The organism is Acinetobacter sp. YH12068_T, from assembly GCF_024606005.1.
GTDB classification, from domain to species: Bacteria; Pseudomonadota; Gammaproteobacteria; order Pseudomonadales; family Moraxellaceae; genus Acinetobacter; species Acinetobacter amyesii.
Window position 1 is genome coordinate 3,136,194 of sequence record NZ_CP094555.1, and the last position, 14,089, is coordinate 3,150,282.

Sequence of the window (14,089 nt, forward strand, 5' to 3'; positions counted from 1 at the left end):
ACCAATCAATTTTTCCACATTTTTGATTAGCTAAATTCAACAATCCTAATCTCAAAACTACACAAAAAAAGGAAGCTTCCGCTTCCTTTTTTATAACCCTAAAATCTAAAAAATCTTAGATCCCATACTTCACACGGTACGCTTCCATTTTCGCTAAAGCTTCAGTTTCACCTTTAGCCTCTAAGAAAGTCATCAAATCTTTCATGGTAATTAAGGCATGAACTGGGATTTCGAGTTCTTTTTGTACTTCTTGAATCGCAGAAAAATCGCCCTGACCTTTTTCTTGACGGTCTAGCGCCACCAATACGCCCGCAATTTGTGCACCGGCATTTTTCAGAATAGTCACTACTTCACGAATCGCTGTACCCGCAGTGATCACATCATCAATGATCCAGACTTTTTTACCTTCAACAGACGCACCAACCAATACACCGCCTTCCCCATGGTCTTTCGCTTCTTTACGGTTAAAGCCCCAAGGTACGCTCACACCATGGTTCTGTGACAGTGCGACAGCCGTTGCTGCTACAAATGGAATACCTTTATAAGCTGGGCCAAAGACCACTTCCACATTATCGCATTGTGTTAATTTAGCTGCATAGCCAGAAGCCAATAATGATAAGGCTTCACCATCGTTCAGTAGACCTGCATTAAAAAAATAAGGACTCACACGACCCGATTTTAAAGTAAACTCACCAAATTTAAGCACACCACGTGATAATGCCAGTTCGATAAAAGCTTGTGGATTAAATGCCGCTTGCGCTGTCATGAGGTGCTCCATTTTTTTAAGTTTGAGGTTAAACCTGAGCATGATACCAAAGAGTAGCTATCCAAGTGATCAAAAAATTTTACGTGTCGTTTCAATTAATGTGAATGGTCTGCGTTCCGCTGAAAAAAAAGGTATTTTTGACTGGATGGCAACTTCAGATGCCGATGTCATCTGCATGCAAGAAAGCCGCATTACCCATGAACAATGGACCGATAAATTTAAACCCGAAGGTTGGTTTACACATCTTTTCCCTGCAGAACGCCCAGGCTATGCCGGTACTGCGATTTATAGCCGCCTACCTTTTGTTTCAGTGACAGATGGTTTAGGTTTTGAATTGGCAGACACTCAAGGCCGCTTTATTTCTGCTGAGTTCGATTTAGGACTTGGACAAACTGCACATATTTGCTCGCTCTACCTGCCTTCTGGTTCATCGGGTGAAGAAGCTCAGGCGCGCAAAGACCTATTTTTAGGCGAATATCAACAAATTTTGAAGCAATGGCGTGCTGAAAATAAGTCAGTGATTGTTTGCGGTGACTACAACATCGTACACAAACGTATTGATATTAAAAATTGGTCTGGGAACCAAAAGGCTTCAGGCTGCTTACCACATGAACGTGCATGGCTCGATCATATTTATGATGAGCTTGGCTATGTCGACACCTTCCGTGAGGTACGTAAAGAAGCCGAGCTTTACTCTTGGTGGTCTAACCGAGGACAAGCGCGTGCCAAAAATGTGGGTTGGCGTATCGACTACCATGCATGTTCACCAGACTGGAAAGAACGTACAGTCAATGCTTGGATATTTAAAGATGAATGGTTTAGCGACCACGCCCCTGTGATTATTGATTATAAAATTTAAGCTTCCAACAATTAATTGAGTAAACAATTGTTTACTCAATTAGAGCTTATTTCTCACATTACATGACGAATTTGTGGATTTATCTCATAACTTGAACATAGCATTATGGTCGCACGGCAAAGGGACATGTCAGGATGACATAAAAGGATTGGACGCCGAAGGAAGTATAAAAACAAACTAAATGATTTAGCTTGTTTTCAAGGATGTGACAATGGACGTTGGATTGAGACCCGCATGATCAGGATGATTAAATGCGGGTTTTCTCTTATCTAGCCCTTATATCTCTAGACTCAAAACTCCCCCAACTAAAACAGCTAAAAATTCGATCTGCACAGCATTTTCTTATTCTCGCTTTCTTTCTACTTTTAACTGTGCAACCTTAAGCTGAATTTTCTAGTTATCGCAGCGCTTTCTTTTCTGAGCATCATTTTGTTCTGTAGGCTATTCTAAAAGACCAAAATGTCGTTTTGATGACAATACCCAATATTTATTACATGCGACTTTTACAGCAAAATATTTATTTCTCAATCCACATCACGATCGAGCTTTGAGCATTAATGAATTAGCCTGTAGGATAATGCTGAAGTGTATTTTTATCTTATTGTTTGAATAATTGAGGACACCTGTTCATGCTTAAAATTTATGGCATCAAAAACTGTAATACCATGAAAAAAGCTTTCGACTTGCTCAACGAATTAGGCCTAAGCTACGAATTTCATGACTATAAAAAACAAGCGATTGATGCTAAAACCGTAAAAAAATGGCTTAATGCCAAAGGCGCTGATGTGATTCTCAACAAAAAAGGCACCACATGGAAAAAACTCAGTGAAGAAGAGCAACAGACAGCCTTAGCTAGTGAAGAAAATTTGATTCAGTGTTTAACAGCGCATAGCAGCATGATTAAACGTCCTGTACTCGATACAGGTAGCGATTTATTGGTTGGCTTTGATGAAAGCGCTTACCGTGCATTGAAATAAATTTTTTATCACACTCATGCACGGCTCTAGTTCAATTGTGGCTGAAAATAGGCTATAAAAAAGCCTGACATTGTCAGGCTTTTTTTGTTTGAATCATGTCAAATTAGTTGGCACGAATCCATGTTTGATTACGACCTAAAGCAGCAACGCCAATAAAGCCGCGAAGCTCTAGTTTTTTGCCACCATCAGCCAATTGACCTTTTAACTTGTAAGTTTTACCTGATTGAGGATCCAAAATTGAACCATCTTCATAGCTTGTACCACCTACATTTTTAAGACCTGTCACAATACGTAAGCCTTTTAATGATTTATTGTGATATGGGCCTTCACATTTTTTACAAGCGTTCTCTTCACCTGGTGTCAAAACTGACTGAATGCTCGCAGAAAGCGTACCATTTTTTTGCTCGGTGAATTTTACAATCGCTTTTGGTTGCTTGGTTTTATCATCAATGGTTTTCCAAGTTGTACCATTTAGCGGATCTGCAGCATTTGCAAATGCGGCTAAACTCATCAATCCTAATGCTAGTGCAATTTTTTTCATTTTTGTTTATTTCCCTGGTCTGATATAGACGACATTAGTATCCAAAAGTCACAACAATTTATCAATTTTTGTATGTGACCGTTTAGTGTAACCTTGTAATTTGTGTTGGTAAATATGCTCACACGATTCCAAAAATAGAAAAAGATGGAAAGACAATGAAGATATCGCCACTGACGAAACAACTGATTACAGAAAGCATTTTAAAAACCACAATTCGTGGGCCGAGCCAATTCAATTTACCGCCCAATACTTTAAGGTTTGCTTTGGAACAAATGTGTCGTGCATTTCCCCAAAACCCCGATGTACAAATTCGTCCTATTCGCTTAGCCGGCTTAAAAGCCGAAGAAATCAAACCACAACAGGCATCGACCCAACTCATTTTTCATATTCATGGGGGCGCATTTTTCTTGGGTTCGATGAACACGCATCGGGCGTTTCTGACTCAAGTTGCGGCACGCACGCAAATGCAAGTGTTACATTTGGATTATCCTTTATCCCCTGAAGCACAGTTCCCTGAAGCACTCGATGCCCTTTTTGATGTGTATGCGGTGTTATTAGATCAAGGGGTTCAAGCCAAAGATATTATTTTGTCAGGCGACTCTTGTGGTGCAAACTTGGCGCTTGCCTTAGCCCTTAAAATTCAACAGGACCAACTTCCACAAGTCAGTGGTTTGGTGTTAATGTCACCGTTTTTAGACTTGACGCTGAGCAGTGAATCCCTACGCTATAACCGTAAGCATGATGCGCTGTTAAGCATAGAAGCCCTCGAAACAGGTATTGATTATTATGTACCCCGCTCGGTCGATCGAGCTGATCCATTGGTCTCGCCTTTTTTTGCAGAGCTCAAAGGACTACCTCCGATTCATATTCAAGTGGGTTCTAAAGAAATTTTATTAGATGATGCGCAGCGTTTTAAAGTCAAAGCAGAAGAAGCCGGCCTAGATGTCGAATTCAAGTTATACACTGGCATGTGGCATAACTTCCAAATGTTTAGCCCATGGTTTGAAGAAGGACAGCGTGCGCTGAGTGATTTAGCCGATTTTGCACACCGACTAGATCAGGACTAATCCCTGAAAACTAATTCCCTAAGAACAGATCAAAGTCACCATAAAAAAAGGTCAGCAGATGCTGACCTAAGAGGGAAATGTCAATCTATTAAATGGCTTGAATTTGAGTCTGAGCTGTCGCCATTGCCTGTGCTTTCATATCTGGTCCCATATTGACACCTTCGGCACGAATCACATCAATATCGCTGACACCTGTGAAATTAAACACGGCTTTTAATAAACCTTCTTGATAATCTACAGGGCTGTTATCGCCATACACACCGCCACGACTGCTGGCAATGTAGACTTTTTTGTCACCTGCCAAGCCCACGGGACCTTGTTCTGTATATTTAAAAGTACGACCTGCAACACTGATACGGTCGATCCATGCTTTCAAAGTTGATGGTAAACCGAAGTTGTACATAGCAGCACCAACCACAACCACATCAGCATCTAAATACTGTTGTAACAGTTGCTCGCCTAAAGCCGATTGTTCTGCATTTTGACCCATCAAAATTTCACTGCTGAGATGTGGAATCTGCTGTACTGCTAAATCGAGATATTGAACCTGTGCCGCATCACCATGTTTTTGCTGTAGCTGTTGTACAATTTCAGCGCTGAGTTGACGTGAAACTGAAGCGTCGCCCATGATGCTTGAATCAATATGCAAAATTTTCATGACTAAAACCTAAAGCTGTTGTTATTAACTTGAGCCTAGTGTAATCACTTTTCATAAATAGAATAATCCCGATCCTTATGACACTATGTTTTATTTTTAGAACAATCTTTTTGAACTCGTAAAAAATTTAAAATTACTGAGCGGTTCTTGACCGTTATCAAGTGTAAATTTTCATGCTAATGTAAGCCTATAAAATGATATCTATATAAACTTTAAGAAAAAAACTGATAACTCGAACAGGGCAAAGACACAGGATGACGGTGAAATCAAGCATACGTGACATGATCCTTCGCAATAGAATCGCCCAGTATTTACTGGAAGATGAAGTGGTCATGAATTGGAGCATCCTGAAAAAGTGTATGCTCATGCTGATGCTTGGCTCAGCCATTCATCTGCTTTGGATTATTTGGAAATTATATATTTCTTTTACACCTGAACTTTGGCAGTGGGTTAACCTTGATCTAATCCATTCTCAATTGTGGACCAACATCGTCTTTTTTAGCTTAATGGTGCTATTGATTTGGCCTTGCTATGCTGGAAAAGAAAACCCAAAAATTCAGCTTGTTTTACCTTATCTTTCGGTCGGCTTATTCGTCATTTCTTTATGTCGTGATGGTTATTTAATTGGTGTCATGAGCCCAGCCACCATGATCTCCTATGTGAGCCTGGTGACCGTTGGATTAGTGCTATTTACACGAAAAATCGTCTATAGCATGCTGATTCCAGCCACGATTTTTTTATCTATTTGCATGTATTTAAGTATTCGCGGCATTATCCCCTATGCCCCGATTTTTCAACCTCATGCCTATGGCTATCAAAATAGTTTTTGGCTCTTCTCAATGATCTTTTTCATTGTTCCTATTTTATTAACCTGTTTGGCTTTATTTGAAATCTTACTCAGCCAATGGCGTCACAGAGAGCATTTGATTCAAAAACTTAGTCAAGTCGACCCACTGACCAATTTATTTAATCGACGCAGTATCAATCAGTGTTTGGAACAGCTCGATAGTGCTAAAACAGATACATATGCACTGGTCTTGTTGGACTTAGACCATTTTAAACGCATCAATGATGAATATGGACACGATAAAGGCGATGAAACCTTGATTCTCGTCAGCCAAGTATTAAACCAACATTTACGCGGTAGTGATGTGGTTGGGCGTTTTGGCGGGGAAGAGTTTATTTTGGTGTTAAAAAATTCTAACTTGGAACAAGCAATATTCATTGCAGAGCGCTGTCGAAAAGCCATTGAGCAGCTTGAAATTTGGGGACATGACGGTCAGTCAATTCATGTGACAGCCAGTTTTGGCATTGCGATTTCTACGCCAGAATTGGTACCGCAACAATTGCTGACCCATGCAGATCAGGCGCTATATGCAGCTAAAGCTGGCGGCCGTAACATGGTCATGGCTTACACCGAACAACAAAGCTTTAGCCATTTGGTTTAAAACTTTTCTACAAGTCAGACGTGGCATTAAGCTTTTAACGAAGATACTGTTCCATACGGCGGACTGGCTGTTCCAGTTGAGCAGCCGTGATCCATGCCACCACAGAAGGATGCTGCAAAATCTTTTGCATATAACGCTGTGTGTTGTCACTAACAGGTAGCTGGAAGGTCTGTAAACGTGTCACCACGGGTGCAAAAAATGCATCGGCAATACTAAATTCACCGCATAGAAAGCCATCCACCGCAGGACGACTCGACCAAATCTGCTCGATTCGAGTCACTTCAGCACGCAATTCAGCATGTTCAGACCATAATCTCTGACCATGACGACCATAATCCGCCTGCAGATTCATACTACATAAGCTACGCAATTGCATAAAACTACTGTGCATTTCCGCGCAAATACTACGTGCCCATGCGCGTTGCGCGGGATCTTTAGGCCACAGTGGAAGATCTTGAAACTGCTCTGCCAAATATTCACAAATTGCCAATGAGTCCCAAATCATCACACCGTCATGTTGCAGTAGGGGCACTTTACCATTGGCATGTAGGGCTAACATTTGCTGCTTGAATGCTCCGCCATCTGCTTCTTCAGAAAAAGGAATCAAGATCTCTTGAAAGGGTAAATTAAACGCGTGTAACACCAACCACGGTCGCATAGACCACGTCGAATAGTTTTTATTGGCAATATATAATTGCATCATTTTTATTCTCCACGCGATTTAAATTTTTCCAATTGCGCTAGCAATTCTTTCTCGCTAAAAGCACCCGTCAAACGCAGTCCACGTATCTCTTGATGCGCTGTATCTAAAAATAAATAGGTCGGTGGCCCTAAAATATCCCATTGATTGAGCAGTACTTGATGGGTTGCATCATACTGACTCAAATCTAACTTAATTAAGTAATACGGTGCCAAAGCCTGTTGTACCGCAGCCGATTTTAAAACTTTATGTTCAATCGGCTGGCAGGCCACACACCAATCGGCATAGACATCAATAATCGCGGATTGACCTTGAGGAATTTCACTTAACAAACGTTGAAACTCTTCCGCTGTATGCGCCACATGCCAAGCACTTTGTTGTTGACTTTCTTCGACTAAAAAACGTTGGCTGTGTTGATATTGACTGTACACAATATAAGGTACAGCTGCACAGAACACCAAGATATATAACCATTTGAGCTGAGTACTGCGCCATAAAATGCGCCAAAGCACATAAGCGCTAAACACCAGCCCCAGAGCAAGGGATAACCACTGTAACCAAGCTTCATTGATCAATGGTCGAATAAAATACAAAGCCAATGCCAACATGATGAAAGCAAAAAGCACCTTGATTTGATTCATCCACAATCCCGCTTTAGGCAATACCCGTGAGCCAAGGACACTGGCCAACAATAGTGGGGTCCCCATGCCAAAGCCGAGGGTGAATAACAATAATGCACCTTGCCACTGACTTTGGGTTTGGGAAATGAATAATAATGCACCTGCCAACGGTGCTGTCATACAAGGACCGACCAGCAATGCTGAAATCATCCCCATGACTCCAGTGCCAACGAGACTACCGCCCTTTTGCATCGACTGCGCTTGGTCTAAGCGATTGACCCAACTGCGTGGCAATTTCAGTTCAAATAAACCAAATAAATTCAGGGCAAAAACTACAAAGAGCACGCTAAAGGCAATTAAAGTCGAGGGTTGTTGCAACCAACGCTGGAAATTCAAACCTGCAGACGATGCCACCAAGCCGAGAATGGCATACACCATCGCCATACTGGTGACAAAAGTCAGTGCAATCATCCATGCTTTTAAACCTCGGCTGTCGCGGACAATCAGTGAGGTTAAAATCGGCAGCATTGGCAATGAACATGGGGTAAAAGCCAGCAAAAAACCCAGTCCAAAAAACAGTAAAAGTCCATAAAATATAGAGCTTTGTGCTAATTTTTCAGACCACATTTGGTCACTTGCGGTATAGTGGTCAGAAGCGAATGCGGCATTATCTGCCCGCTGCTGATCTAAACGATTCGCCATAGGCTGTTCGGCAGTATTTTCTGCTGCAAAGTCGAGTAAGCGTTTATTTGGACTGGCAAGATTTTGCTGTGTGACCAAGCCAGAAGCATCCGTTTCAAAGCTGATGCTCTGTGGTGGATAACACACCCGATCCTTGGCACAGCCTTGCCAACTGACTTGATAGGTCTGCAGTTTTTGAGTCGGAATTTTAAAACTCAACTGTTGGTAATACACCTGCGTATGACCATAGTTATCATCTTTTAAATCCTCAGCAGCAGGCAAATCCAAAGCTAAAACTTGATTGCCCTGCTTCACCTCTATTTTGTGCTGATACAGATAATAATGCGCTGGAATATCCCAACTCAGCTCCGCCTGATCTGCACGTTCAGAGACGACCGAGAAAGGAAAAGCATCTTCAGCTGAAAGTAATGCATCCTGAGCAGAGACGCCCATACTGAACGACAGCACAGCCGCTGCCGCAACATAAGTCCATTGTTTCATTCAGCTGAATTCATCCTCAGTCTGTATTTATACGTTTTAAAATTTAGGATTCTTTTAGAACAGGTAAGATACACCTAAACCTGACTGATAATTTTTATGACCGCCAGTGAGTTCTAGACCAACGCTCGCATCCAACTGCATACGATCTGAAACGGCATACGTCAAACCTGATGCTAATGACACTTCCTGATCGGTACTCTCTGCTTTGCGATAAACCAGCTCAGAAAAACCCGATAAATTACCCGCTATTTGATATTCCAATCCAGGAATAGCACTCACAGCCCAATCACCATCTTGAACTTCATAACGCATGGTCATTGAAGTCCCAATTGTATCGCTATAATCATAAGCCACAGCGGAAGTCAGACTATAAATGTCATCTTCAGCACTAAAGCCTTCATTGCCTGTTGCAATAATGGCTTCTGCAAGAATGGCCATCGACAATTTCTCATCATTCAAATCAATGGCTTTTTTCAGGCCAATGCTGACATCACCCAAACCATCTTCTTCAACTGAGCGACCCGCAACTTTGGTTTTAGACCATGCAGGACCTTGCCAACCCAATTGCAATTCCAAATCTTTTGCCAAACCAGTACGGAATAACATGTCTGCATTTAAAGTGGTGTTTTTTACTTTTTCACCATTGTCATCACGACTTTCACTATAGCTCGCTGCTGGCAAACTTTGTTCCCATGCCAAACGACCTACAGGGGTAATGCCTGTGCCCATACCCGCGCCCGGACGGTCAAATGAAAAATCCGCCGCAAATGCAGACAGGCTCAAACTGGATAATGTTGCAATGCTTAAAACTTTAAATACAGTCATGTTTTTACTCACAATTATGCTAATTCTTTGGTCATTTTTGCGCCATGGCTACGCAAAAGCTCCAAGGTTTGTTTTTCTTCTTCCAATGCTTCCGACCAATTTACCGCGTCAAAATCACAGTCAAAAAATAATTCACTAATCGACGATAAAATGGTTAAACCATCGCTATCAATCATATTTGGATTCACTTTTTCATCCAATAAGCGCTGTACCGCAGGGACACATGCTGCACTCGCGGCGTCCCATAATGGACCATAAATTTCTTCAGCATCCCATAAATGCACATTGGCTTTGGCTTGAATCAGCGCTTCCAAGATTTGCATATGTACGTCTAAATGTTGTGTTTTCTGTTCAGCTGTTAAGGGTTCACCTGCTTCATACGCTTCGCAAACCATTTCCCACCATTTAAACAAACCATCAGACCATACAGAAACCGCAGGTCCTTTTTCAAAATCGATAAAATTTGGATTTAGACCATCTGCCAACAGGCGTTGCACCTGTGCAAGATCTTGTTCTTCTAACGCTTGCACAAAAAGCTGTTGTTGCGCTGTTAACATCGGGAAAGCTCACTTCAATTTATTTTGATCTATTATGCCGAATAAAGCTGCGTTTGTTTGAATTTCATGTAAAACAAAATACAAAACACACAAAAAAAGCCCCGCAGGGCTTTTTTAAATTTTGAGACTTATTCGTCGTCTACGCTGTCATCTGCTTCAGCAAAAGCAGGTTGTGTACTGCGTGGGTTCTCTTTCTTTTCGAACACATGTTCAAGACTACGTTTAAGTCGATCAATTGCACCGTGAATAGCTGTATCTACATTATGACCACGATGGTTGACCACGACAGGCTTCAAACCAGCAGGACGCGCTTCAATCATACATTTAATGTCGTCGCTACCGCCCTTGTCCCCATTTTCATCACTTAAATGCACCGAAAAGTGAGTAATGCGTTCACTATGGCGCTGAAATTCTTCATTAAGTTCTGCACGAACGTATGTAATTAATCGATCACTATTAGGAATGTTTTTATCTGTACGGATTTCTATGTTCATAATATCATCCTCATATCTATCTGTAATATCTATAAATATTTGTGCAAAACTTATTATCTTGGCACGTTACATTTGCTGTAAATGTTACAGCAATGACCATCTTCAACTTTGTATGGAACGTCGTCCTCCACCTTGAATGATGAACACTTTAGAGTCTGCAGATCCGTGTCCTTATACTTCGAATATCGGTCTTAAGTTAGAATTTTGCAAGTGCTATTTTGATATTTTTTTAATATCCATACAAAAAGTAAGACTTTATTGTAGATTTGCATTGTTTTAATTGATTTGGGTCATATTTTTGTGCATTTCCTCGACGTCCACCTTCTATTTGTACAATTCCACTCCAACTCAAAATCTCGCTTTTACCGTCATTGATCATTCACGGCATATTTCCCCTTCAAATTACAAAACAATTTTGCCGTTGAGTAAAATTTGGCTTTATTTTTGCTTAATAATCTGTATGCTTTCAGTGCTTCTCGGGGGGAGATATTTTTTAATGAAACTTACACAAATCGTTGCATCATGTGCATTAGCATCTGCTGCTGCTTTCACTCAAGCTTCACCTATCGTATGGCAAGATTTCAGCTTAACTGGCTTATATGGTGAAAACTATGAAGTTGGTACTGAAGACCGTACAACGATCACAGCCGAATATGCAGCTAAACTGAAATATTCAGATGTATTCTTCTTCGTTGACCAACAATTGGATGGTAACGATGATCAATCAACTTATGCAGAATTAGCGCCACGTTTAAGCTTAGGTGAAGTTTCTGGTAAAGACCTTTCTATGGGTCCAATCAAAGACGTTCTTATTGCAACGACTTGGGAACATAATGCCGGTTACGATCACCACAACTCTGAATTTAACAACTTCTTGTACGGTGTAGGTTTCTCTCTCGATATTCCATATACACAATATGCGAATGTGAACTTCTATAAAGCGGCTAACGACAAAACTAAAGATGATTATCAAATGACAATCACTTATGCAGTGCCGTTCAAATTAGGTTCAGAAGAGTTTTTAGCAGATGCCTTCCTAGACTGGTCTACTGCTGAAGCAGACCATGCAAGTGAATTAAACTGGACATCTCAGTACAAATGGAATGTGGGTAAACACATTTCACCAAAAACTAAATTATATGTTGGTATCGAACATTCAGTTTGGAACAACAAATTTGGTATTAAAGGCGTAGACCAAAACGATGTCAGTGCTTTGGTGAAATACCACTTCTAAGTTCGACTCAGAACGCTATGAAGAAAAAGCAAGGTTCATCACCTTGCTTTTTTTATGCCTAAGTTTTTAAATTGACTTTATTTTTATCAGAAATTTGCGCATGTCTTTTCTCATTCGACCTGCAATTCCACAAGACTTAGCGGCCATTCTCGCAATCTATAATCATGAAGTTCTCAACGGCTTTGCGACATGGAATGATCAAGCCTACAGCCTCGACTCTTTTCAACAGAAATTGCTGGAATTCCAAAAGCAAAATTTTCCATTTGTGGTGATTGAAGATCAGGATCAACAGCAAATCGCCGGTTATGCTGACTATGGTTCTTTCCGTCATTTTGCTGGCTATCGACATACTGTTGAGCATTCTGTCTATATTGACCCAAACTATGCTCGACTGGGTCTCGGTCAGCAATTATTAGAGCACCTAATTCAGCATGCCAAAAGCCAAAATATGCATGTCATGATCGCTGGCATTGATCACGGCAATAGCGCCTCGATTGCCCTGCACAAAAAATTAGGCTTTAAGCAAACAGGTTATATGCCTGAAGTGGGACAAAAGTTTGGTGAATGGCGTGATCTCGTCCTGATGCAACTTCAGTTATAACCCGTGTTGAGCTGTGTTTATGGTAATTTATCCAAACGAATACCATCTTGTATCACACTCAGCACCGATAGGTTATGACGCACCGCATCACGATAAAGATCTTGTAACTGTAAAAAAAGCAGTTTTAATTCGGCCAATTTGAGCTCTTGCTCAGGTGCGTTTTCTGCAATCATGACCAAATAACGTTTTTTGATTTCATCCACGCTTAACTGTTGTAATGCCTGATGGATTTCTGCAACGCGAACTACAGTATTGTAATGCACTGCAAGGCTCAGTCCCGGGCGTCGCTCTGACAATGGATGTTCTGCCTGAATGGCATACAGTGCCGCAACTGAATCACTGTTCACGCTTAATAATGGATTCAACTCTTGCCACGCTTCCCCTAAAAATAAGGAGTGTTGTACAAAGGGTGAATCCAAGACATCTTGAGGGGTTTCTGCTTCTAAAATCAGTGTTTCCAAATCATTCGGTGGGATCAAATATAATATCGCGTCCATATTCTTATCTTCTTGTTATGTCGTACATTTAGATTAATATAATCCACATAAAAATAAAGCAGATATTTTGTATATTCGGCCGCATTTGATCGAATACTGATGGATGCCCATTCGCCCTTTACCCAAGTTTCAGTACTGCGCTTAGCATCACTTAAGCACGACATGCTGAAACTTCAAATGACGATGCTGAGAACAACTTAAGCTTATGGCTTAAAACAAATTTTTTTTTGAAGCCCCTCGTTTTTTTGATGCAACTGCCATGACCAGCAACGATTTTTTGAGCGTAGTAAATTGCATTAAAAGCGTAACGAGCTTGATTGATACAAGCCCGCCACACATCGCCGTCAACTAAATGTTAAATCGCCACCAATTCCCGAATGCCTTTTTCAGGCATTTCACTACCGACACCTTGTGCAATCACTTGCCCCCGCGCCATCACGGTATATTCATCAGCCAGTTCTTCTGCAAAATCATAAAACTGTTCAACCAAAACAATCGCCATTTCTCCGCCATCGGCTAACTGACGAATAACACGACCAATATCTTTAATAATCGAGGGCTGAATACCTTCGGTCGGTTCATCTAAAATCAATACCCGTGGTTCGGAAGCAAGCGCACGGGCAATCGCCAATTGTTGCTGCTGACCACCAGATAAATCCCCACCTCGACGATGTTTCATTTCATCCAATACGGGGAAAATCTCATAGAGATGTTCTGGCACTTTTCGGGTCTTAGCGCCTTTAAATTTTGCCATCCCAATCAAAATATTTTCTTCAACGGTCAAGGTTGAAAAAATGTCCCGTCCTTGCGGTACATAAGCCAATCCTTCGCGTACACGTTGCTCTGGACTCAGTTTAGAAATGTCTTTGCCATCCATTAAGATCTGCCCAGACTTGATCGGTAAAATGCCCATTAAACATTTTAAGAGGGTGGTTTTACCCACACCATTTCGCCCAAGCACCACTGAACACGCCCCCACGGGAGCGGCAAATGTCACATCTCTTAAAATATGACTGCCACCATAAAACTGATTGACGTCTTTGACTTCTAACATGGTCTGCTC

The 14,089-nt window shown here is 41.2% G+C and carries 16 protein-coding genes; 6 read left to right on the top strand and 10 right to left on the bottom strand.

Going from position 1 to position 14,089, the window contains the following annotated elements; translation table 11 throughout:
• Positions 1 to 115 precede the first annotated feature (115 nt).
• Complete coding sequence (pyrE, locus tag MST18_RS14935; RefSeq protein ID WP_180132808.1) at positions 116 to 766, bottom strand: orotate phosphoribosyltransferase; 651 nt, start codon at positions 764 to 766, stop codon at positions 116 to 118.
• Between the two features lie 40 nt (positions 767 to 806).
• On the opposite strand from pyrE, the gene MST18_RS14940 reads away from it, so the two are divergent.
• Together MST18_RS14940 and MST18_RS14945 are read left to right on the top strand one after the other, a co-directional pair.
• The gene (locus tag MST18_RS14940) at positions 807 to 1,625 is read left to right on the top strand and encodes an exodeoxyribonuclease III (protein WP_078193225.1); all 819 of its coding nucleotides are present in this window, start codon (positions 807 to 809) and stop codon (positions 1,623 to 1,625) included.
• 629 nt (positions 1,626 to 2,254) lie between these two features.
• Positions 2,255 to 2,602 carry a Spx/MgsR family RNA polymerase-binding regulatory protein gene (locus tag MST18_RS14945; RefSeq protein ID WP_078193226.1) on the top strand — a complete coding sequence of 116 codons (348 nt, stop codon included), beginning with the start codon at positions 2,255 to 2,257 and terminating at the stop codon, positions 2,600 to 2,602.
• Between the two features lie 103 nt (positions 2,603 to 2,705).
• On the opposite strand, the gene MST18_RS14950 is transcribed toward MST18_RS14945, so the two are convergent.
• On the bottom strand, positions 2,706 to 3,143 hold the full coding sequence (locus MST18_RS14950; protein ID WP_078193227.1) for a DUF2147 domain-containing protein: 438 nt from the start codon (positions 3,141 to 3,143) through the stop codon (positions 2,706 to 2,708).
• A gap of 155 nt (positions 3,144 to 3,298) precedes the next feature.
• On the opposite strand from MST18_RS14950, the gene MST18_RS14955 reads away from it, so the two are divergent.
• Positions 3,299 to 4,210 carry an alpha/beta hydrolase gene (locus MST18_RS14955; RefSeq protein ID WP_078193228.1) on the top strand — a complete coding sequence of 304 codons (912 nt, stop codon included), beginning with the start codon at positions 3,299 to 3,301 and terminating at the stop codon, positions 4,208 to 4,210.
• An 88-nt stretch (positions 4,211 to 4,298) separates the two neighbouring features.
• Here MST18_RS14955 and MST18_RS14960 read toward each other — a convergent pair whose 3' ends face one another.
• A complete protein-coding gene (locus tag MST18_RS14960) occupies positions 4,299 to 4,868 on the bottom strand; it encodes an FMN-dependent NADH-azoreductase (RefSeq protein WP_180073355.1) in 570 nt (189 codons plus the stop codon).
• A gap of 254 nt (positions 4,869 to 5,122) precedes the next feature.
• Here MST18_RS14960 and MST18_RS14965 point away from each other — a divergent pair, with 254 nt between their 5' ends.
• Complete coding sequence (locus MST18_RS14965; protein WP_180024635.1) at positions 5,123 to 6,316, top strand: GGDEF domain-containing protein; 1,194 nt, start codon at positions 5,123 to 5,125, stop codon at positions 6,314 to 6,316.
• A gap of 34 nt (positions 6,317 to 6,350) precedes the next feature.
• Here the strand turns inward: MST18_RS14965 and MST18_RS14970 are convergent, their stop codons facing one another.
• The 5 genes from MST18_RS14970 to MST18_RS14990 form a co-directional block, all read right to left on the bottom strand.
• Positions 6,351 to 7,019, bottom strand: a complete 669-nt coding sequence (locus MST18_RS14970; RefSeq protein ID WP_180121078.1) for a glutathione S-transferase family protein — start codon at positions 7,017 to 7,019, stop codon at positions 6,351 to 6,353.
• A gap of 2 nt (positions 7,020 to 7,021) precedes the next feature.
• Positions 7,022 to 8,818 carry a protein-disulfide reductase DsbD gene (gene dsbD, locus MST18_RS14975; protein WP_180132809.1) on the bottom strand — a complete coding sequence of 599 codons (1,797 nt, stop codon included), beginning with the start codon at positions 8,816 to 8,818 and terminating at the stop codon, positions 7,022 to 7,024.
• Between the two features lie 54 nt (positions 8,819 to 8,872).
• Positions 8,873 to 9,643, bottom strand: a complete 771-nt coding sequence (locus MST18_RS14980) for a transporter (protein WP_180054175.1) — start codon at positions 9,641 to 9,643, stop codon at positions 8,873 to 8,875.
• Between the two features lie 14 nt (positions 9,644 to 9,657).
• Entirely contained in the window at positions 9,658 to 10,200 is a 543-nt protein-coding gene (locus tag MST18_RS14985) for an ankyrin repeat domain-containing protein (protein ID WP_180132810.1), read from the bottom strand.
• A gap of 128 nt (positions 10,201 to 10,328) precedes the next feature.
• Positions 10,329 to 10,694, bottom strand: a complete 366-nt coding sequence (locus MST18_RS14990; RefSeq protein WP_111885127.1) for an HPF/RaiA family ribosome-associated protein — start codon at positions 10,692 to 10,694, stop codon at positions 10,329 to 10,331.
• Between the two features lie 496 nt (positions 10,695 to 11,190).
• Between MST18_RS14990 and MST18_RS14995 the strand changes: the two genes are divergently transcribed.
• A complete protein-coding gene (locus tag MST18_RS14995; RefSeq protein WP_078190594.1) occupies positions 11,191 to 11,928 on the top strand; it encodes an outer membrane protein OmpK in 738 nt (245 codons plus the stop codon).
• 100 nt (positions 11,929 to 12,028) lie between these two features.
• On the top strand, positions 12,029 to 12,529 hold the full coding sequence (locus MST18_RS15000; RefSeq protein ID WP_111885126.1) for a GNAT family N-acetyltransferase: 501 nt from the start codon (positions 12,029 to 12,031) through the stop codon (positions 12,527 to 12,529).
• A gap of 17 nt (positions 12,530 to 12,546) precedes the next feature.
• Here the strand turns inward: MST18_RS15000 and MST18_RS15005 are convergent, their stop codons facing one another.
• Both MST18_RS15005 and urtE read right to left on the bottom strand, forming a co-directional pair.
• Complete coding sequence (locus tag MST18_RS15005; protein WP_180132811.1) at positions 12,547 to 13,026, bottom strand: DUF1877 family protein; 480 nt, start codon at positions 13,024 to 13,026, stop codon at positions 12,547 to 12,549.
• A 355-nt stretch (positions 13,027 to 13,381) separates the two neighbouring features.
• Entirely contained in the window at positions 13,382 to 14,080 is a 699-nt protein-coding gene (urtE, locus tag MST18_RS15010; protein ID WP_180132812.1) for an urea ABC transporter ATP-binding subunit UrtE, read from the bottom strand.
• Positions 14,081 to 14,089: the final 9 nt, after the last annotated feature.